Below are 19,842 nucleotides of genomic sequence, written 5' to 3' on the forward strand. Positions count from 1 at the left end.
GTACAACACGACGCGCCGGCTTACTTCGACTGCCACGCGTACCAGCGCTTCGCGATCGCATCGCGGTTCTCGGCCCAGTACTTCATGTCGAGATTGATCTGCGAGCCCTTGTACTGGTCGGGCAGTGCTTTCGCGATCGCCGGCGGCATCAGCGCGGCCGACTTCACGTTGATCGGTGCATACCCGGTATTGGCGGCGAACCTGGCCTGGGCTTCCGCGCTCGTCGCGGCGGCCAGGAACTTCATCGCCGCGTCGCGATGCTTGGCGCCCTTCGGAATCACGAGCATGTCGGCCGCGGTCAGGTTCTCATTCCACGACATGCCGACCGGTACGCCTGTCTGCGCGAGCGCATGCAGACGGCCGTTCCAGAACATGCCGATCGGCGCTTCGCCCGATGCGAGCAACTGCTGCGATTGCGCGCCGCCGCTCCACCAGACGATATCGCCCTTGATCGAATCGAGCTTCTTGAACGCGCGGTCGAGATCGAGCGGATACAGCTTGTTCGGCGCGACGCCGTCGGCGAGCAGTGCGATCTCGAGCACGCCCGGCGCCGACCACTTGTAAAGCGTACGCTTGCCCGGAAAACGCTTCGTGTCGAACAGATCGACCCAGTTCTGCGGCTGCGCACCCGTGTACTTCGCCTTGTTGTAGCCGAGCACGAATGAATAATAGAAACTGCCCACGGCAGACGGCGTCGCGAAGCGCGCGTCGAGGTCGGCCTTCTTCACCACGGAATAGTCGATCGGCTCGATCAGCCCGGCCTTTTCCGCCGCATACGCGAAGTCGCCTTCGACGTCGACCACGTCCCAGCTGACGTTGCCGCTTTCGACCATCGCCTTGAGCTTGCCGTAGTCGGTCGGTCCGTCCATCAGCACCTTGATGCCGCTCGCCTGCGTGAACGGCTGCGCCCAGTCCTTCTGCTGCGACGACTGGGTCGTGCCGCCCCAGCTCGTGAACACGATCGGGTCCGCAGCGCGCGCCGGTGCGGCGCAAAGAACGGCCAACGGTGCGATACAGGCAAGCTGCGATGCCAGACGCGATGCTGCGAAACGCGGGATGCTTCTGCTGCTCATGGTCTCTCTCCAGATGAAACGGGTGCGGCTTGCGGCCACCGGAACGGCAGCCCTCCGAATACGCGTGCTCGGTCCGGCAGCGCCCGCCGCGCCGGCTGCTCGATCGCCTCGTTCGTCACTGCGGCGCATCGCGCGCCGCCGATGCCGTTACGCGGCGGCCAGCGGCTGGACCGTACCGGCCTCCGTGTCGCCGACGTAGATTCCATATGCGTCCTGCCTGCGTTCGCGCACGTAGCGCTCGAGCATCGAGCGCACGGCGGTATCGGCGATGTCGTCCCAAGGAACCTGCCACAGCGGCACGATGCGAATACTGCTGTCGAACCACGGCGAACCGGTGGGCATCACGCGGCCGCGGTAATAGATGTGCACGCCCGGCTCGCGGCCGCCGGCCGATTCGAAGACGGCGAACAGGAAGTCGAGATGCGCGTTGAGCCCGAGCTTCGTCAGCACGCCGCGCAGGCTCGCCGCGTCGCTCGCCGGTTCGAGCCGGCTGCCGGTCGGCAGGCGCAGGCCGTGCGGCGTATCGACGAGCACCAGCCCGTCGCGATGTTCGAGAATCGCGCCCACCTGCGCGCGCCCCGCCGCGGACAACGCGTCCTGCGACAGGCTGAAGTTCACGTATGCGCCGCGGCAATAGCCGAGCGGCGACGCGCTCGTCTGCGCGAAGTCGACCACGCGTCCGATCAGAATGATGTGGTCCCCCGCGTCGACCACGTCGTGCGTCACGCAGTCGAAGCTCGCGGCCGCATCCCGGATCACCGGGGCACCCGTTTTGCGCGTATCCCACGGTACTCGGGCGAATTTGTCCTGTGCTTTCGAGGCGAACACGCCGGACACGTCGGCCTGGTTCTCCGCCAGCACGCTCACCGCAAAACGCTGCGTGGCCGAGAACACCGGATGGCTCGACGCCGTCTTCGCGATGCACACGAGAACCAACGGCGGATCGAGCGACACCGACGTGAACGAGTTGGCGGTGAAGCCGCGCGGCGAACCGTCGGGCTGGATCGTCGTGACGACCGTCACGCCGGTGACGAATGCACCGAGGGCACGGCGAAAGCCGGACGTGTCGAATGGCTGCTGCGCGATGGGCTCGGTTATCGACTCGGTCATGGCGTCCTCCCGCGATGGCTGTGCTGCTTGATGAGATTATGGTATGCCATCTTATGGGCTACAACAATGAACGCTGTATTATGGAATACCATGAGTCGGATCGGCAGACAAAACAAAAGGCCGCCGGCAAGTGTGCCGACGGCCTTCCGTGGTGAATCGCGCGTATCGACGCCCGCGCCGGCGTGTCGTCAACGGTCGTCGACGGCCTCGTCCTGCTGCTGCGCGAGCGCGGACTGCGCCAGCTCGGCAACGCGCTTGATGTGCGCCGCCGACGCCGCGGCAGCCGCGTCGCCGTCGCGCCGCTCGATCGCGTCGAGCAGGCGGTTCATCTCCGTATTGGAATCGCTGCCGCGCCCCGGCATCGCGATGGTCAGCGCACGCAGCCGGTTGATGCGCGCATTGAGCGTCTTGACGACCGTCAGCGACACGTGTTTGCCCGCCGCCTCGAACAGCGCTTCATAGAAACGTTCGGTGTATTCGAGCACGCGCGGCAGATCTTCCTTCTCGAACGCATCCTCGATCACCGCGCGAATTTCGCGCAGTCGCTGCACGACTTCGGGCGTCGCGCCCTCCGCGCACGCGCGCGCCGCATTGGCTTCGAGCAGCCCGCGCAGTTCGTAAATCTCGCCGACCTGCCCCGGATCGAGCCGCGCGACCACCGGCCCCTGCCGCGACACGGTCTCGACCAGCCCTTCCGTCTCGAGATGCCGCAGCACCTCGCGCACCACCGTGCGACTCACGCCGAGTTCGTCGCAGAGCGTGCGCTCGACGAGCCGCGCGCCCGGTCGGAAATAGCCCTGCACGATCGCGCCACGCAGCTTGTCGAGCGTCAGTTCGCGCAGGGTCTTGGCATTGCGGTCGATTTTCAGGTCTTGCATGGACGGCACTCTGGAAACGAAATGGCCTGCCGCCCGCCGAAAGTCGGCGGGCGACATGGAATGCCATATTATGACCTAACTGTCATCGAGCTTTCCATCCCGCCCGCCGCGTGCCCGGCGACGCCGCCGGTTCAGTCCTCCAGACCCTCGACGATCGAGATCTGCGCGCGGCAATGTCCGTCCCGCTTCGCCTTCGCCGTCCGGTATTCGACCGAGTGATAACACGCGAGCGCGGTGTCCATATCGGGAAAGCGGATCACGACGTGGCGCTCGAACGCGTCGCCCTCGAGCGTCTGCGACGCGCCGCCGCGCGCGAGAAATACGGCGTCGAACTTCTTGAACGCCTGCGGCGCGAGATCCGTGTAGTCCTTGTACTTCACGGGATCCAGCACCTGCACGTGGGCAATCCAGTACGCACTCATTTTTCACCTCCGCTTTCGCGCAATTTCGAGACACGGGTTAACACTCATGGCATGCCGTAACATGGTATACCACAATGAATCCGACAATCAACGCATGAAAGGAAGGTGCCATGAGCCTGATTCGGAAATCCGTCCTCCACGTCGAAACGCTGTACGTGGATGGCGACAAGGTCGCTGCGAAACCGCTGAAGATGATCGGCGCGGCCGCGGTGATCAAGAACCCGTGGGCGGGCCGCGGATACGTCGAGGACCTGTCGCCGGAGATCCGCAGGCTCGCGCCGCAACTGAGCGAACACCTGACGCAGCTGATCCTCGACGAAGCCGGTTCGGGCGAGGCCGTCGAAGCGTTCGGCAAGAGTGCGATCGTCGGTCTCGACGGCGAGATCGAGCACGCATCCGCGCTGATCCACACGCTGCATTTCGGCAATACGTATCGGACGGCCGTCGGCGCGAAGTCGTATCTCGCGTTCAACAACACGCGGGGCCCGGCCAACGCGCCGCTGCTGATTCCGATGATGGACAAGAACGACGAAGGCCGCCGTTCGCACTACCTGACGCTCCAGTTCGCGATTCCGGACGCGCCGGCCGCCGACGAACTCGTCATTGCCCTCGGCGCGGCCACCGCCGGCCGGCCGCATCACCGCATCGGCGACCGCTACAAAGATCTCGCAGAGCTCGGAAATGACGTCAAGAACCCTGCCGCTGTCAAATAAGCGCGTCGCCCACTATCTCGACCAGGGCGCGGGCGAACCGCTGGTGCTGATTCACGGGGTCGGCATGCAGGCGAGCGCGTGGTATCCGCAGATCGACGACCTGTCGCGCGACTTTCGCGTGATCTCCGTCGACATGCCGGGCCACGGGAGAAGTGATCCGCTCGACACCGGCGCCGAGCTGCCGCAGTTCGTGCAGTGGGCGGCAGAGTTCATCGAAGCGCTGAAGGTCGGCCCCGTCAATCTGGCCGGCCATTCGATGGGCTCGCTGATCGCGGCTGGCGTCGCCGTGACGCGACCGGATCTCGTCAAGCGCGTGGCAGTCCTGAACGGCGTGTACCGCCGAACCGAGCAGGCGCGCGAAGCCGTACTGCAACGCGCCGCCGAACTGAGGTCGGGCACCATCGACGTCGATACGCCGCTCAAGCGCTGGTTCAACGCGGAAGAAGCGCAGCAGGCCGCCGCCCGGAAGGTGCAATCGTGGCTGCATTCGGTCGACCTCGCCGGTTATGCGACCGCGTACCACGCCTTCGCGAACGGCGACGAGGTGTATGCGGACGCCTGGCACCGGATCGCCTGCCCCGCCCTCGTGCTCACCGGCTCGGACGATCCGAATTCGACGCCCGAGATGGCGCGACAGATGGCGCAGGCCGCACAGGATGGCAAGGCGGTCGTGATCGAGAACGAGCGCCACATGGTCAACTTGACCGCGCCCGACACGGTCAATCGCGCGCTGCGTACGTGGCTGCAGACCGTGCCGCAGGCGGAAACCCTGAAATCGGAAGTGTGACATGAGCCAAGCAATCAGCCAGGAAGCCTCGACGATCAACACCCGGGAGCTGCGCGATGCGTTCGGCGCGTTCATGACGGGCGTGACGATCGTCACGACTGCGCGCGACGACGGCCAGCCGCTCGGCTTCACCGCGAACTCGTTCTCGTCGGTGTCGCTGGATCCGGCACTGCTGCTCGTCAGCATCGCGAAGACGTCGAGCAATTTCCAGACGTTTTCCACGGCCGGCCACTTTGCGATCAACATCCTCGCGGAAGGGCAAACGGAGCTGTCGAACAGGTTCGCGCGCCCGAGCGAGAACCGCTTCGCGAACGTCGGCTGGCATCTGAGCGCACATCGTAATCCGCTGATCGACGACGTCAGCGCGTGGTTCGACTGCACGACGCACGAGGTGATCGATGCGGGCGATCACGCAATCATCATCGGCAAGGTAGAGGCGTTTCATTCGGCAGGCTATGCGGGGCTCGGTTACTACCGCGGCGGGTATTTCACGCCGGCGAAGCTGTCGACCGAAGTCATTGCTGGCCCGAAGGTCGTCGTCAGCGCGATCATCGCGCGCGACGACAAGGTGCTCATGATCCGCACCGCCGAGGGCAAGTGGACACTGCCCGCGAAGGCGATCGGCCGTGAAGGCGCCGACAAGGCGCTCGCCGAACTCTTCCGGCAATACCAGCCCGACGCATCGGCAAGCTTTATCTATTCGGTCTACAACAATACCGAGACGCACTATCAGTACATCTCGTTCCTCTGCAGCGCACCGGACGAAGCGGCGGCCGCCGGCGAATTCGTGAGCCTCGACGATCTCGACGCCGACGCGTTCCAGGACAGCGCGCTCGCCAGCATGCTCGAACGCTATCGCAAGGAGAGCCAGCTGAAGAGTTACGGCCTGTACTTCGGCGATCACAGCACGGGCACCGTCCGTCCGCTTCTTTCCTGAAAGGTCCCATCATGCGTTTTTCGCTTTTCGTTCACATGGAGCGCGTCTCCGACCAGACCAGCCAAAAGCAGCTGTACGACGAGATGGTGGAGCTGTGCCAGATCGCCGACCGCGGCGGCATGCACGCCGTCTGGACCGGCGAGCACCACGGCATGGATTTCACGATCGCGCCGAACCCGTTCATCAACCTCGCCGATCTCGCGAACAAGACGAAGCGCGTACGGCTCGGCACGGGCACGGTCGTCGCGCCGTTCTGGCATCCGATCAAGCTCGCCGGCGAAGCCGCGATGACGGACATCATCTCGGGCGGGCGCCTCGAGCTCGGCATCGCGCGCGGCGCCTACTCGTTCGAATACGAGCGCCTGATGCCGGGTCTCGACGCGTGGAGCGCAGGCCAGCGCATGCGCGAGCTGATTCCGGCCGTGAAGAAGCTGTGGGAAGGCAACTACGCGCACGACGGCGAATTCTGGAAGTTCCCGTCGACGACATCATCGCCGCTGCCGCTGCAGCAACCGCATCCGCCGATCTGGGTCGCCGCGCGCGATCCGAACAGTCACGAGTTCGCGGTGGCCAACGGCTGCAACGTGCAGGTCACACCGCTGCATCTCGGCGACGACGAAGTCGAGAAGCTCGTCGGCCATTTCAACGCCGCGTGCGCGAAGTACAGCGACGTGCCGCGTCCGCAGATCATGCTGCTGCGTCACACCTATGTCGCGAGCAACGAGGACGACGCGCAGCGAGCCGCCGACGAAATCAACGTGTTCTACAACTACTTCGGCGCGTGGTTCAAGAACGAACGTCCGGTCAGTCGCGGGATGATCCAGCCGCTCAGCCGCGAGGAAATCGCCGCGCACCCGTTCTACACGCCCGAAGCGATGCGCCGGAACAACGTGATCGGCACGCCGGCGGAAGTGATCGAACGTCTGAAGACCTATGAGGCGCTCGGCTTCGACGAGTACTCGTTCTGGATCGACACGGGCATGCCGTTCGAACGCAAGAAGGCGTCGCTCGAGCGGATGATCCGCGACGTGATGCCGGCGTTCCGGTAAGGGGACGATGTCATGAATGTACATTTTCAGCTGTATATCGACGGGCAGTTCGAGCCCGGCGCCGCCACCTTCGGCAGCATCGACCCGGCAACCGGCGCCGTGTGGGCGCAGATGCCGGAAGCCCGCACGGACGAAGTGAATCGCGCGGTCGCGGCGGCCCGCCGTGCACTGACCGATCGCGCCTGGGCAGGCCTGACCGCGTCGGCGCGCGGCAAACTGCTGTACCGGCTCGCGGACCTCGTCGAACAGGCTGCACCGCGGCTCGCCGAAATCGAAACGAAAGACACCGGCAAGATCATCCGCGAAACGTCGAGCCAGATCGCATACGTCGCCGAGTATTACCGCTACTACGCCGGCATCGCCGACAAGCTCGAGGGCAGCAACATCCCCGTCGACAAGCCCGACATGCAGGTATGGCTCGAGCGGCAGCCGGTCGGTGTAGTCGCCGCGATCGTGCCGTGGAACAGCCAGCTGTTCCTGTCCGCGGTCAAGCTCGGCCCCGCACTCGCCGCGGGCTGCACCGTCGTGCTGAAGGCATCCGAGGAAGCACCGGGACCGCTGCTCGAGTTCGCGCGCATCGTGCACGAGGCCGGCTTCCCGCCCGGTGTCGTCAACGTCGTCACCGGCTTCGGCCCGGAATGCGGTGCGGTGCTGAGCAGCCATCCCGATGTGGACAAGGTCGCGTTCACCGGCGGCCCCGAGACCGCGCGCCACATCGTGCGCAATACGGCCGACAACCTCGCCAAGGTGTCGCTCGAACTCGGCGGCAAGTCGCCGTTCATCGTGTTCGCCGATACCGACATCCAGAGCGCCGTGAATGCGCAGGTCGCGGCCATCTTCGCAGCCAGCGGCCAGAGCTGCGTCGCGGGTTCGCGCCTGCTGATCGAGGCTTCCGTCAAGGATCGATTCCTCGCGCTGCTCGTGGAACGCGTATCGCGGATTCGCATCGGCTCACCCGGCGAGCGGGAGACCGAATACGGCCCGTTGTGTACCGAGCGACAGCTTCGCCACATCGAGAAGGTCGTCGAGCGCTCGGTGCGTCAGGGCGCGACCGTGCTCGCCGGCGGAACGAAGCTGGAGCGCGACGGGTATTACTACGCGCCGACGATCCTCGACTGCACCGGCGTCGCGCACGCCGACAGCATCACGACCGAATTGTTCGGGCCGGTGCTATCGGTCGACACGTTCGAATCCGAGCAGGAAGCGATCGACAAGGCGAACGGCACCGCGTATGGCCTCGCGGCCGGCATCTTCACGACCAGTCTCACGCGGGCTCACCGCGTGTCGAAGCGCGTGCGCGCCGGCATCGTGTGGATCAACACGTATCGGGCCGTATCGCCGCTCGTGCCGTTCGGCGGCTTCGGCCTGTCCGGACACGGCCGCGAAGGCGGGCTGAGCGCCGCACTGGAATACACCACCACGAAGTCCGTATGGCTGCGCACGTCGGACGATCCGATCGGCGACCCGTTCGTGATGCGCTGAGCGGCGATCCGCTCACCTGCCGTATCGATTCATAAGCGACGGAGACCAGGCTGCGCCCGCGCGGCGCCGTTTGGTCCGGCAATAACGATGGAGACAGCATGACAAAGCAGGACAGCGACGGCGGCGTTCTCGCCATCGAAAGCAACTCGATCGAATATGTTCCGCCGGAGGCCCGCCACGGCAAGCCGGCCGACCTCTTCACCCTGTGGTTCTGCACGAACGTCGCACCGCTGGCCGTGATCTCGGGCGCCACGTCGGTGCTGGTGTTTCATCTCGACCTGGTCAGCGCGATTCTCGCGATCGTGGCCGGGCAATGCTTCGGCGCAATCTTTCACGCGCTCACTTCCGCGCAGGGGCCGCTCGTCGGCGTACCGCAGATGATCCAGAGCCGCGCCCAGTTCGGCCGCTACGGCTCGCTGCTCGTGGTCGGGTTCACCACGCTGATCTACCTCGGCTTCTTCGTATCGAACATCATTCTCGCGGGCAAAACGCTGCACACCGCCATGCCCGCGATACCCGTACCCGCCGCGACCGTCGTCGGCGCGGTGCTTGCGACGCTGGTGGGCGTGATCGGCTGCCACTTCATTCATCGCTTCAACAAGATCGGTGCGTGGTTCATGGGCGGCGCGCTGCTGATCGGCATCGCGCTGATGGCGCCGGGGCTCGACGCGCAGATCTTCGAGCGAGGGCATTTCGATGCCACGAACTGGTTCGCGATGTTCGGGCTGTGCGCCATCTGGCAGATCAGCTTCGCGCCCTATACGTCCGACTATTCTCGCTATCTGCCGACCTCCGCCGGATTCGGGAAGACGTTTGCGTATACCTACTTCGGCACGTCGCTAGGCACGATCTTCGCGTTCCTGTTCGGTGTGCTGGCAGTCAGCACCGGACATTCGACCGACGCGATGCAGGCCGTCCGCGAGCAGACCGGCGCGTTCGGCTACGTGCTGATCCTGCTGTTTCTCGTCAACATCATCGGCCACAACGGAATGAACCTGTACGGCGCAGTACTGTCGTTCATCACCGCCGCGCAGACGTTCCGCCCGCACTGGGTGCCGGGCCGCAACGTACGCGTCGCCGTGTCGGCGGTGCTGCTGGTGGCGTCCACCGCGATCGCCCTGTGGGCGTCGAGCAACTTCATCGCGATCTTTCTGAACGCGATCTTCGCGCTGCGCATCGTGCTCGCGCCATGGATCGCGATCAACCTGATCGACTTCTATCTCGTCAACAACCGGCACTACCGCGTCGCGGAGATCATCAGCAGCAATGGCGGCATGTACGGCGCGTTCAACGCCAAGACCACCGCGATCTACGTGTTCGGGATTGCGGTGCAGGTTCCGTTCATGGAAGAAAGCTTCTTCCGCGGCCCGTGGGCGTCGATTCTGGGCGGCGTCGACGTCTCATGGATGGTCGGCCTCGTCGTCACCGCGCTGGTGTGCTACCTGTTCGCGTCGCGGGACGACTCGCGTTCGCGAAGCCGGTGTCCGGCCGGCGCCGGCGCTCTGGATTAACGATGGAGATCGATCATGAATGAAGACGAGGCGCTGTTTCAGAAAGGCTTGCCGATCCGCCGTGAAGTGCTCGGCCCCGAATACGTCGATGCGTCGATGGAAAAGGCCGACGCGTTCATGATGGCGTTCCAGCGCGCCACCACCGCATGGGCGTGGGGATGGGCATGGGGCGACGACACGCTCGACCGGAAAACGCGCAGTCTGCTCAACCTCGCGATGCTGACTGCCGCCGGCCATACGAACGAACTCAAGCTGCACGTGAAGGGGGCGCTCAACAACGGCGTAAGCGTCGAGGAAATCAAGGCGACATTGCTGCACGCGACGGCTTATTCGGGCATTCCGCACGGGCTCAGCGCGTTCAAGGCAGCGCATGAGGTGCTCGTGTCCGAAGGGGTATTGAAATAAGCGCAGCGCCGGAGAAGCGGGTGGCATCGCGGCCTGTGTCGACGGACTGAATAGCCGTGGTTGGCCTACAGCTCGGGGCACTGTGTCGACCGTTGCCCCCGCTTCTCTCCATTTGACGTCGGGCGTAACCGACGACCGTTGCGGTTGCAGCTTCGACGCGCCATACCGACGACCTTCCTTCGGCGCGACGCAAACCGAGAGCACAACCTGCGCGCTACCATTCGGTCATCCATCGGCCCGGCCATTCCGCCGTTCAACCGCGCGCGCCGTGCATCGCTAACTTCTATCCAGAAACAAATCCGCCACCACCGACCGCAACCAGCGATTACCGGCCTCGTGGTGGTATTTCGCATGCCAATGCTGACGCACCGCAAACTTGTCGACCGGAAACGGACAGGGATGAACCGCGATCCCGTTCACGCGCGCGAGCGTCTCCCCGATGTTTCTCGGCAGCGTCGCAATCAGATCGGTCGACTGGATGATCGACCCGAGCCCGAGCATACCCGGCAGCTCGAGCACGACGTCGCGGTCGATGTTCTCGCGCAGCAGCGCCTGCTCCAGCAATTGCGCACCCGTGCCGGCCGCGATGATCACGTGTCCTTCGCGGCGGTATTGCTTGAGCGTTAGCTTCGCGCGCACGCGAGGATGATCGGGATTGGCGAGACAAACCCAATCCTGCATGTAGAGCTGTTGCTGGTACATGCCGCTGCCAAGCCACGGCACATACCCGATCGCGAGATCCGCCTCGCCCGATTCCAGCGCGCGCTCCGTGTTCCCGTCGATTCTCGCCGCTTCGAGCCGGATGCCCGGCGCCTGCGCGCGCACATGCGCGAGCATCTTCGGCAGCAGCGTGATGTGACTCGCATCCGTCATGCAGATCCGGAAGCGCCGCTTGGCCGTGGCCGGATCGAACGAGATTTCCCACGCCGAAAACCGCCGCAGCGACTCCAGGATTTCCCGGCACGGGCCGATCAACGCGTCTGCCTGAGGCGTCGGCGTCATCCCGGCGGGCGTACGCACGAACAACGGATCCTGCAAATGTTCGCGCAGCCGCCCCAGCCAGATGCTGATCGTCGGCTGGCTCTGCCCGAGCTGCTCCGCCGCCCGCGTCACGCTGCGCACGTCGTACAGCAAGTCGAAAAGCTGAAGCAGCTTGAGATCCGGCAGCTCGGCAGTGCCCATGGGTTCATTGTGTTTCGCAATGTCGCCATTGTAGTCATTTCGTTGCGCCTATGCGGCACGCCTGACGAATGGACGCCCGCGGACAGGACTCGACGCCCTGCTTCCCGGATCGCAAGAACACCGCACTAATGGCGGTTGCGCTCACTCGCGCGCAGTATCCTCGTCATGCCGCGCGAGCGGAACGGTGAGCCGATCGATCAGCGCACGCGTCTGCGGTCGAACGCCGCGCCACCATGCGAACGCTTCGGCCGCCTGCTCGACCAGCATCCCGACGCCATCCGCGATGCCCTGCACACCGGCGCTGCGCGCGAGCTGCAGGAACGGCGTCAAACCCTTGCCGTAGGCGAGCTCGTAGGCGCTGCCGCTCGCGCTGAATACGCTGGGCGGAACCGGCGGCAGTTGTCCGGTGAGGCTTGCCGAAGTCGCGTTGACGACAAGGTCGAAGCGCCCCATCGATTCGAGGTCCGCGTAGCTGCACGCACGCAGCGCGCTGCCTGCGCCTGCTTGCTCGACGAGCGCTTGCGCCTTGTCCGGATGTCGGTTGACGATGACGAGTTCGGCGGGGCGCGCGCCGATAAACGGCAGCAACGCGCCGCGCACGGCGCCGCCTGCGCCGAGAATGAGTACGCGCTTGCCGGCCATTGGCTGATGCAGATTGACTTCGATGTCGCGCACGAGGCCGACGCCATCGAAGTTCTCGGCGATGACGCGACCGTTCTCGAACTTCATCGCGTTCACGGCGCCCGCGAGCGTCGCGCGTTCGCTGCGTTCGTCGGCCATCGCAAACGCTTCCAGCTTGAAGGGCGCGGTGACGTTCATGCCCTTGCCGCCCGCCGCGATGAAGGCGCTAACCGTGTCGGCGAACGCGCCGTCCGGTTCCAGCGGCGCCTCCATCGCGACATAGGCGATGTCCTGCCCGGTCTCCTCGGCGAACAGACGGTGGATCAGCGGAGACTTCGTGTGCCCGATCGGATTGCCGATTACCGCATACCGGTCGCTCATCACGCGCTCCTTTTCGAGAACAGCACACCGTCGGTTTGCATCGCGTCGATTTCCGCTGCACTGAAGCCGAGCGATTGCGCGACCTCGACGTTGTGCTGACCGAGATCGGGGCCGACTTCGCGAATCGACGTATCGCAATCGGAAAAACGGAACGGCAGGTTCGGCAGACGCAGCGTGCCGAAGCGCGGATGCGCCTGCTCGATCACCATGCCGCGCGCGACGATTTGCGGATCGTTGACGACCTCGTCGATGCGCTGCACCTTCGCGCAGGGAACGTCGACCTCGTCCAGCAGCGCCAGAACGTCGGCCACCGAGCGGCCGCCCACCCACGGCTTCACCACGGCAAGAATGGCCTCGCGATGGGCGTTGCGGCCGTTCGGGTCGTGAAAGCGCGTATCGGTTCCAAAACCGGCGGGGCCGCCATGCTGCTCGACGACCGCCGCGAACCGCTTCCACGCATCGTCGACTTGCGCGGCGATGACGAGATCGCCGTCGGCGGCACGGAACACGCCGTACAGCGTCGACGTCGGCATGTCGTGGCCGGTCTGCTCGGGAACGACGCCCTGCATCGTGTAGCACTGGACGGCATATTCGTGCATCGATACCAGCGTGTCGTACAGCGCCATGTCGATATGCTGCCCGCGCCCGCTCGTTACGCGGCCGAACAGCGCCGCGTTGATCGCGGCGACCGCATGAATGCCGGTGTACATGTCGCCGAGCGAAATGCGCATGAGCGGCGGCGGCTCGCCCGGATTGCCGATCATCTGCATGATGCCGCTCTTCGCTTCGGCGATCAGGCCGAAGCCCGCACGATGCGCGTCGGGCCCCGTGTGGCCGTACGCCGAGATCGAGCAGTAGACGAGCCGCGGATTGCGCGCCGACAACGCCGCATAACCGAGACCGAGCTTGTCGAGTGCGCCGGGACGATAGTTCTCGATGAACACGTCGGCCGAGTCGCACAGGCGTTGCATGAACGCCTTGCCGCGCGGATCTTTCATGTCGACGCTGACACCGCGCTTGCCCATGTTGAGCTGCAGAAAGTAGGCGCTTTGCTGGTCGTCCAGAATCGTCGCGTGCCGGCGCCCGGCATCGCCGCCGCCGGGGCGCTCGACCTTGATGACTTCTGCGCCGAGCGCGGCGAGGCAGCGGCCGACATACGGACCGGCAAGAAAGTGGCTGTAATCGACGACGCGAATGCCTTCGAGGGGACGGGCCTGCATCAGTACGCTCCCGGACGACGCGGAATCATCAGACGATGCTCGCCGCGCTGGACGACCTGGCCGTCCTGGTTGATCAGTTCCGACGGCAGAACGACGATGCCCCAGTCGGGCTTGCTCTTGCTGGCGCGCATCGCGCCGACGCGGAACTTGACGCGCAGTACGTCGTTCACCTTGATCGGCAGCAAGAAATCCCAGGTCCAGCCGAGCGACATGCCGGGCACGAAGCGATAGTCGCTTTGCGTCTTGAGGCCGTCCGCAATGGACAAGCCGAACAAGCCATGCGCGACGATGCAGCCGAAGTGGCTCGCGTTCGCGTAATCCTCATCGACGTGCACGGGCGTGTGATCGCCCGTGAGATCGGCATAGGCGAGAATGCGTTGTTGCGTGACCGTGTAAGTCGGGCTGATGCATTCGTCGCCTTCCTGCGCATCGTCCCAGTATTTTTCGATGATGCGGCTCATGCTCACGCCTCCGCGCGCGGATTGATCGCCAGCGCCTGTGCGACGCACGTGGCCGGCTTCGCCTGAATGAGTTCGATCGCGAGTCCGTCGGGCAGGCGCAGCCAGTTGCGTCCCTGCGGCATTTCGGTCACGCCGAATGCCTGCGCCGCCGCGATGGCCGCGTCGAGGTCTTCGCACATCACGCCGAGGTGCGCGAGCCGGCCCTCCGGTCCGTCGTAATGCGGCTCGCTGATGAATTGCAGACCGCCGAGCGTCCAGTATTGACGCGGCGCTTCCCGGCTGCCGTCGACTTCGCGCATGGTCATGCCCAGCACGTCCTCGAAGAAGCGGATATGCCAATGGATGTCCTTCACCCGGATGGCGACGTGCTCGAGATAGGCTTTCGGGGCGCTCATGCCGAGACCTCCTCTTTCTGGCGATCGATCATGGCGCGTTCAATCCCCTTGATGCAGGCGACGAGCGTCGCATTGACGGGCGTCGGCACGCCGAGCCGTTCGCCCCAGCGCACCACGGCGCCGTTGATGAAGTCGATCTCGGTGATCGACGCTTTCTCGAGGCTTTGCAGCATCGACGTCTTGAACGCGGCCGGAAGGCCTTCGGCCGCCATGTTCCACGCGTCTTCCGCTGCGGCAATGGACAGCCTGACACCGGCGGCTCTGGCCGCGGCCATCGCTTCTTCGATCGCCGCAAGCGACGTCGCCTTGAGGACGGGCTCGTCGTAAAGCTGACCGTAGGTCAGGCGCGTGATGCCGGTGATCGCGCCGGTCGCGACATTGATCAGCAGCTTGTCCCACATCGTGCCGAGGATGTTGTCGCTGACGCGCGTGGTCAAACCGGCACCGTTGAACGCGTCCGCGACCGCTTGCACGCGGGCCGTGATGCGGCCGTCGAGTTCGCCGACGATCGTGAGCTTGCCCGTGACACCGCTCTGAATATGGCCCGGCGCGCGCAATACGCCGCCCACGTAGGTCTTGCCCGCGAGCACGCGTTCTCGTCCGACGATTTCGGCGAGCACGTCTTCGTGACCGAGGCCGTTTTGCAGCGACAGAACGACGGTTTCCGGCCCGACGAGCGCGAGCGCGCCGCGCATCGCCGCATCGGTATGGAACGACTTGACCAGTACGATCACGAGATCGACCGTGCCGACTTCGGCGGGATCCATCGTCGCGCGAACCTTGACGCGCCGCGTGCCGCGCTCGTCGTCGACCTGCAGCCCGTCGCGCGACATCGCCGCGACGTGCGCGGCAAACCGGTCGACGAGCCATGTCTCGTGACCGGCTTCGGTCAGCGTGGCGCCGATGGCGCAACCCAGCGCGCCGGCGCCCAAAAATGCGATTTTCATCCACGTCTCCTTGAATGGAGACCACGATACGGCGCGTGACACATGTCGGCAATGCAATGGATTCAATAGCGCCATTGCGTATTGCAATATTGGGTCGACACGGGCGTCACGCTGCCGTAGCGCGCATGCCGTTTTGCGAGCCGCTGGCGCGCACCGCCGCACCGCCCAAAAAGCAAAAAGCCCGGCGCGAAGCCGGGCTTGCCGCATGTTCGAACGTGGCGCCGCACTGCCTATCCCGCCGACGAAGCAGCCGACACGCCACTGTCCGCGCGCCGCCGGTACAGCGCGAGCGTCGCGCCGAGCCCGCACAGCGCGGCGAAACTCAGCCAGTAGCCCGGCGCGGCCTTGTCATGCAGCGCCTGAATCAGATATGTCGACACGGCCGGCGTAAACCCGCCGAACAAGGCGGTCGCCAGACTGAACGCGAGCGAGAACCCGGCGACGCGTACTTCGACCGGCATCACTTCCGTCAGCGCGGCGACCATCGCGCCGTTATACATGCCGAAGAAGAACGAGAACCACAGCAGCACGATCAGCATGCGCGCGAAGCTCGGCGCATCGGCGAGCCAGAACAGCGCCGGATAGGCCGTGAAGATCGCAAGCACGGAAATCGCGACGAGCAGCGGCTTGCGGCCGATGCGGTCCGAGATCGCGCCGCCGATCGGCAGCCAGATGAAATTCGACGCGGCCACGAGCAGCGTCACCATCAGGCTGTCCGACGTGGACAGCTTCAGCACCGACCTGCCGAAGGTCGGCGTATAGACGGTGATGAGATAGAACGTCGTGGTCGTCATCGCCGTCAGCAGCATGCCGCCGATGACGATCCGCCAGTTGCCGAGCAGCATCGCGAAGATCTCGCGTGCCTGCGGATGGTGCCGCCGCGCTTCGAACGCCGCGGTCTCCTGCAGCGAGCGCCGCAGCAAGAACAGAAACGGCACGATCGCACAGCCGATGAAAAACGGCACGCGCCAGCCCCATGCGCCAATCTGCTGCGCCGACAGCCACTGGTTCAGCCCGTAACCGATGGCCGCCGCCATCACGATCGCGACCTGCTGGCTCGCCGATTGCCAGCTCGTATAAAAACCCTTGTTGCCGGGCGTGGCCATTTCCGCGAGATAGACCGACACGCCGCCGAGCTCCGCCCCCGCGGAGAAGCCTTGCAACAGCCGTCCGAGCAACACCAGCGCCGGCGCGAGCAGGCCGATGCTCGCGTAGCCCGGCACGCACGCGATCAGGATGGTGCCGCTCGCCATGATCGAAAGCGTGACGATCAGGCCGGTGCGCCGCCCGACCTTGTCGATATACGCGCCGAGAAAGATCGCGCCGAGCGGACGCATCAGGAACCCGGCGCCGAACACCGCGAACGTGAGCATCAGCGACGCGAACTCGCTGTCCGACGGAAAAAAGATCTTCGAGATCGATGTCGCATAGAAACCGAACAAAAAGAAATCGAACTGTTCGATGAAATTGCCGCTGGTCACGCGCAACACGGCGGCGGCCCGCGTCATCGGCGAAACGCCGGACGTCGCGGCGATCGGTTCGGTACGGCTCATGGTGTCTCCTGCCTGTTGTGTTTGTGGTGATGGGCGCCGGCGGCGCCCGTGACGCTAGTCGGCGCCGACGCTCGACGCGTTGCGTTGCCGCTTCTCGATCGACGATTTGAGCAAGGCGGCCGAGCGGAAAATGCCGTGCGCGAACTTGCCGTAAGGCAGCGTTGCGAACAGCGCGATCACGATGCCGAGATGGACTGCAAGCAGCGACGGCATCGCGGCAGTCGTACGGCCGGCGAGCAACGCGAGACCGGATGCACTGGTCAGCAACAGCAGCGCGATGAAGCCGCGGTCCATCGGACGCTGACGCGGATCGCCGCGCTCCGGCGCGCGTGTCAGGTTCAGCCAAAGCAGCCCTGCCGGCCCCGCGATCAGTCCGACGCCGCCCGCCGTTCCGAGCAGCACCGGCACGCTGAAAAACGGATACGGCGCTTCCAGACCAAACGCGTAGTGATAGAGCGTGGCGACCGCCGTTGCCGCGAAGCACAACATGAAGCCGTAGAACGTCAGGTGATGGAAGCGGCGCCGGGCCAGCGTGAACGCATCGTCCCGTTCGTTGCAGCCCTCGCCGTGGCCGCCGTCCAGGTACTTGAGCGTCAGCGCGTTCTTCGCGGCTTCCGCCACCGCCGGTGCGCTCGCGCGTGTCGTTCCCGCCGACACGTCGCGCCAGAAGCGCGTGACGCCCACGCCGAGCGCGACCATGGCGAACAGGAATACGCTGCCGAACATCGCGGCGAGCAGCGTATGCGGAAAGACCGCGTAGAAGTTCGCAGGCGCGACGTCGCGCGACAGGCCGCCGTGCCATGCGGTGCCGAGCAGCAGAAACAGCGCGAGCCCGGCCGCGAGCGCAACCGACAGCGTCAGACCGTTGCGTTTGTACAGCGCGCCGAACGCCGCAGGAAACGCGTACTCGGTGTACGTATCGAGCCGGACTTCGGCCATCGCTTTCGGCACGTTCACGGCGAATTCATGCGGTGGCGCGTATTGGCACGCGTGATAGCACGCACCGCAGTTGTGGCAGAGATTCGCGAGATAGTTGACGTCCGCCTTGCCGAATTCGAGCCGGCGCGTCATCGCGGGGAACACCGCGCAAAAGCCTTCGCAATAGCGGCATGCGTTGCAGATCTGCATCTGGCGCGCCACTTCCGTTTCGCTCGCGCTCATCGGCACGATCGGGATCACGCGTGCCGCGCCGCCGTGCGAAGTTTTTTTGGTATCGACCGGCGACGCCCTGTGCGTGCGTTCGGTCGCGAGTGCGTCAGACTGCTGCACTGCCTGCCTCCGTTGTCTTGAGTGCCGCGCGTGCAGCCTGCGTCCCGGCGATGCGCCCGAAGGCCGTGCCGATCGACATGCCGACACCGGCCGTATAGCCCTTGCCGAGCACGTTGCCGGCCATCATTTCGCCGGCGACGAACAGGTTGTCGCTGGCTTCGCCGCCGAAGTGGACCTGCGCGCGCTCGTTCGTCTTCAGGCCGAGATAGGTGAACGTAATGCCCGGCCGCAACGCATACCCGTAGAACGGCGGCGTATCGATGCGGCGCGCCCAGTGCGTCTTCGGCGGCGTGAGGCCTTCGGTGTGGCAGTCGTCGAGCGCCGTGTGATCGAACGTGCCGACGCGGCACGCGTCGTTGTAGCGCGTCAGCGTGTCGACGAAGCGCCGTTCGGGCAGGCCGAGCTTGCGGGCGAGTTCCGGCAGCGTGTCCGCCTTTTCGCCGGGAAACACCGGCGGCATGAAGCGGCCGATCGCTTTCGAATCGATGATCGAATAGCCGATCTGCTCGGGCTGCTGCGCAACGAGCCGCCCCCAGATCGCATAGCGCTTCGGCCAGAAATCCTCGCCTTCGTCGTAGAAGCGCTCGGCGTCGCGATTCACGACGATGCCGAGCGACACGCAGTCGATGCGCGTACAGATGCCGCCGTCATACAACGGCGCGCGCGCATCGATGGCGACGCAGTGCGACTGCGACGGATCGCCGATCATGTCCGCGCCGGCGTCGCGCATATGCTTGAGGAGCACGCCCTGGTTGAAGCGTGTGCCGCGAATCAGGAAGTTGTCGGCCGGCCATTCGCCGCGCGCGTTCTGCCCCCACGCGTCGCGCAGCCATTCGCGGTTCGATTCGAAGCCGCCCGCGGCGAGGACGCAGGCATGCGCCTCGAAACGCCGGCTGCCGCTGCGCGCCGCGACGAAACGGCTGCCGTCGAGCTCGATCGCATCGACCGGCGTGTCGTACCGGATGTCGACGCCGAGCGCTTCGGCGCTGCGGTAATACGCGTTGACGAGCGCCTTGCCGCCGCCCATGAAGAACGCGTTCGTGCGTGCGACGTGAAGCGCACCGGACAGCGGCGGCTGGAAGCGCACGCCGTGCTTCTGCATCCACGGCCGGCACGACGACGACGCGCGGATCGTCAGCCGCGCCAGATGTTCGTTCGTGATGCCGCCGGTCACCTTCAGCAGGTCCTGCCAGAATTCCTCTTCCGGATAGGCATCGACGAGCACGTCTTGCGGCGCATCGTGCATGCAGCGCAGATTGCGCGTGTGTTGCGAGTTGCCGCCGCGCCATTCGCGCGGAGCGGCTTCGAGAAGCAGGACCGACGCGCCCGCTTCGCGCGCCATCAACGCCGCACAGAGCGCGGCATTCCCTCCTCCGATTACGAGCACATCGACCATCAGACTTGTCTCCTTTCGGACAAATCGTAGGGATCTCGTGCCCGCTGCGC

The 19,842-nt window shown here is 65.2% G+C and carries 20 protein-coding genes; 7 read left to right on the forward strand and 13 right to left on the reverse strand.

The window, feature by feature from the left end:
- Positions 1-20: 20 nt before the first annotated feature.
- From BST28156_RS05360 to BST28156_RS05375, 4 genes are all read right to left on the reverse strand, one after another.
- On the reverse strand, positions 21-1,073 hold the full coding sequence (locus BST28156_RS05360; protein WP_012218428.1) for an ABC transporter substrate-binding protein: 1,053 nt from the start codon (positions 1,071-1,073) through the stop codon (positions 21-23).
- Between the two features lie 147 nt (positions 1,074-1,220).
- The gene (locus BST28156_RS05365) at positions 1,221-2,183 is read right to left on the reverse strand and encodes a flavin reductase (RefSeq protein WP_006414469.1); all 963 of its coding nucleotides are present in this window, start codon (positions 2,181-2,183) and stop codon (positions 1,221-1,223) included.
- 188 nt (positions 2,184-2,371) lie between these two features.
- On the reverse strand, positions 2,372-3,061 hold the full coding sequence (locus BST28156_RS05370; RefSeq protein ID WP_038442376.1) for a GntR family transcriptional regulator: 690 nt from the start codon (positions 3,059-3,061) through the stop codon (positions 2,372-2,374).
- Positions 3,062-3,192: 131 nt separating this feature from the next.
- Positions 3,193-3,483, reverse strand: a complete 291-nt coding sequence (locus tag BST28156_RS05375) for a DUF1330 domain-containing protein (protein ID WP_012218430.1) — start codon at positions 3,481-3,483, stop codon at positions 3,193-3,195.
- A 110-nt stretch (positions 3,484-3,593) separates the two neighbouring features.
- On the opposite strand from BST28156_RS05375, the gene BST28156_RS05380 reads away from it, so the two are divergent.
- The 7 genes from BST28156_RS05380 (at position 3,594) to BST28156_RS05410 (ending at position 10,367) form a co-directional block, all read left to right on the forward strand.
- Entirely contained in the window at positions 3,594-4,196 is a 603-nt protein-coding gene (locus tag BST28156_RS05380; protein WP_006399289.1) for an amino acid synthesis family protein, read from the forward strand.
- A complete protein-coding gene (locus tag BST28156_RS05385; RefSeq protein ID WP_012218431.1) occupies positions 4,165-4,983 on the forward strand; it encodes an alpha/beta fold hydrolase in 819 nt (272 codons plus the stop codon). Before BST28156_RS05380 ends, BST28156_RS05385 begins: the two co-directional genes overlap by 32 nt.
- A gap of 1 nt (position 4,984) precedes the next feature.
- On the forward strand, positions 4,985-5,920 hold the full coding sequence (locus BST28156_RS05390; RefSeq protein ID WP_012218432.1) for a flavin reductase: 936 nt from the start codon (positions 4,985-4,987) through the stop codon (positions 5,918-5,920).
- 11 nt (positions 5,921-5,931) lie between these two features.
- On the forward strand, positions 5,932-6,969 hold the full coding sequence (locus BST28156_RS05395; protein ID WP_006405468.1) for an LLM class flavin-dependent oxidoreductase: 1,038 nt from the start codon (positions 5,932-5,934) through the stop codon (positions 6,967-6,969).
- Positions 6,970-6,981: 12 nt separating this feature from the next.
- Positions 6,982-8,451 carry an aldehyde dehydrogenase gene (locus BST28156_RS05400; protein WP_012218433.1) on the forward strand — a complete coding sequence of 490 codons (1,470 nt, stop codon included), beginning with the start codon at positions 6,982-6,984 and terminating at the stop codon, positions 8,449-8,451.
- A 98-nt stretch (positions 8,452-8,549) separates the two neighbouring features.
- Complete coding sequence (locus tag BST28156_RS05405) at positions 8,550-9,962, forward strand: purine-cytosine permease family protein (protein ID WP_006414465.1); 1,413 nt, start codon at positions 8,550-8,552, stop codon at positions 9,960-9,962.
- Between the two features lie 15 nt (positions 9,963-9,977).
- On the forward strand, positions 9,978-10,367 hold the full coding sequence (locus BST28156_RS05410) for a carboxymuconolactone decarboxylase family protein (RefSeq protein ID WP_006399295.1): 390 nt from the start codon (positions 9,978-9,980) through the stop codon (positions 10,365-10,367).
- Positions 10,368-10,643: 276 nt separating this feature from the next.
- On the opposite strand, the gene BST28156_RS05415 is transcribed toward BST28156_RS05410, so the two are convergent.
- From BST28156_RS05415 to tcuA, 9 genes are all read right to left on the reverse strand, one after another.
- Positions 10,644-11,549 (reverse strand): LysR family transcriptional regulator, encoded by a 906-nt coding sequence (locus BST28156_RS05415; RefSeq protein WP_006405472.1) that lies wholly within the window; start codon positions 11,547-11,549, stop codon positions 10,644-10,646.
- Positions 11,550-11,690: 141 nt separating this feature from the next.
- A complete protein-coding gene (gene aroE / locus BST28156_RS05420; protein WP_012218434.1) occupies positions 11,691-12,551 on the reverse strand; it encodes a shikimate dehydrogenase in 861 nt (286 codons plus the stop codon).
- A complete protein-coding gene (locus tag BST28156_RS05425) occupies positions 12,551-13,771 on the reverse strand; it encodes a CaiB/BaiF CoA transferase family protein (RefSeq protein WP_012218435.1) in 1,221 nt (406 codons plus the stop codon). The genes aroE and BST28156_RS05425 overlap by 1 nt, the downstream gene beginning before the upstream one ends.
- Positions 13,771-14,232: a MaoC family dehydratase gene (locus BST28156_RS05430; protein WP_012218436.1), complete on the reverse strand. Its 462-nt coding sequence runs from the start codon at positions 14,230-14,232 to the stop codon at positions 13,771-13,773. The genes BST28156_RS05425 and BST28156_RS05430 overlap by 1 nt, the downstream gene beginning before the upstream one ends.
- A 2-nt stretch (positions 14,233-14,234) precedes the next feature.
- Positions 14,235-14,627 (reverse strand): VOC family protein, encoded by a 393-nt coding sequence (locus BST28156_RS05435; RefSeq protein WP_006399300.1) that lies wholly within the window; start codon positions 14,625-14,627, stop codon positions 14,235-14,237.
- A complete protein-coding gene (locus BST28156_RS05440) occupies positions 14,624-15,574 on the reverse strand; it encodes a ketopantoate reductase family protein (protein ID WP_006399301.1) in 951 nt (316 codons plus the stop codon). Before BST28156_RS05440 ends, BST28156_RS05435 begins: the two co-directional genes overlap by 4 nt.
- A 230-nt stretch (positions 15,575-15,804) precedes the next feature.
- Positions 15,805-17,127, reverse strand: coding sequence for an MFS transporter (locus BST28156_RS05445; protein WP_006399305.1), 1,323 nt, complete (start codon positions 17,125-17,127; stop codon positions 15,805-15,807).
- A gap of 54 nt (positions 17,128-17,181) precedes the next feature.
- A complete protein-coding gene (tcuB, locus tag BST28156_RS05450; RefSeq protein WP_012464830.1) occupies positions 17,182-18,396 on the reverse strand; it encodes a tricarballylate utilization 4Fe-4S protein TcuB in 1,215 nt (404 codons plus the stop codon).
- A complete protein-coding gene (gene tcuA, locus BST28156_RS05455; RefSeq protein ID WP_012218439.1) occupies positions 18,383-19,792 on the reverse strand; it encodes an FAD-dependent tricarballylate dehydrogenase TcuA in 1,410 nt (469 codons plus the stop codon). Before tcuA ends, tcuB begins: the two co-directional genes overlap by 14 nt.
- Between the last annotated feature and the right edge of the window lie 50 nt (positions 19,793-19,842).

Origin of the sequence: Burkholderia pseudomultivorans, assembly GCF_902499075.1 — a bacterium.
Classification (GTDB): domain Bacteria; phylum Pseudomonadota; class Gammaproteobacteria; order Burkholderiales; family Burkholderiaceae; genus Burkholderia; species Burkholderia pseudomultivorans.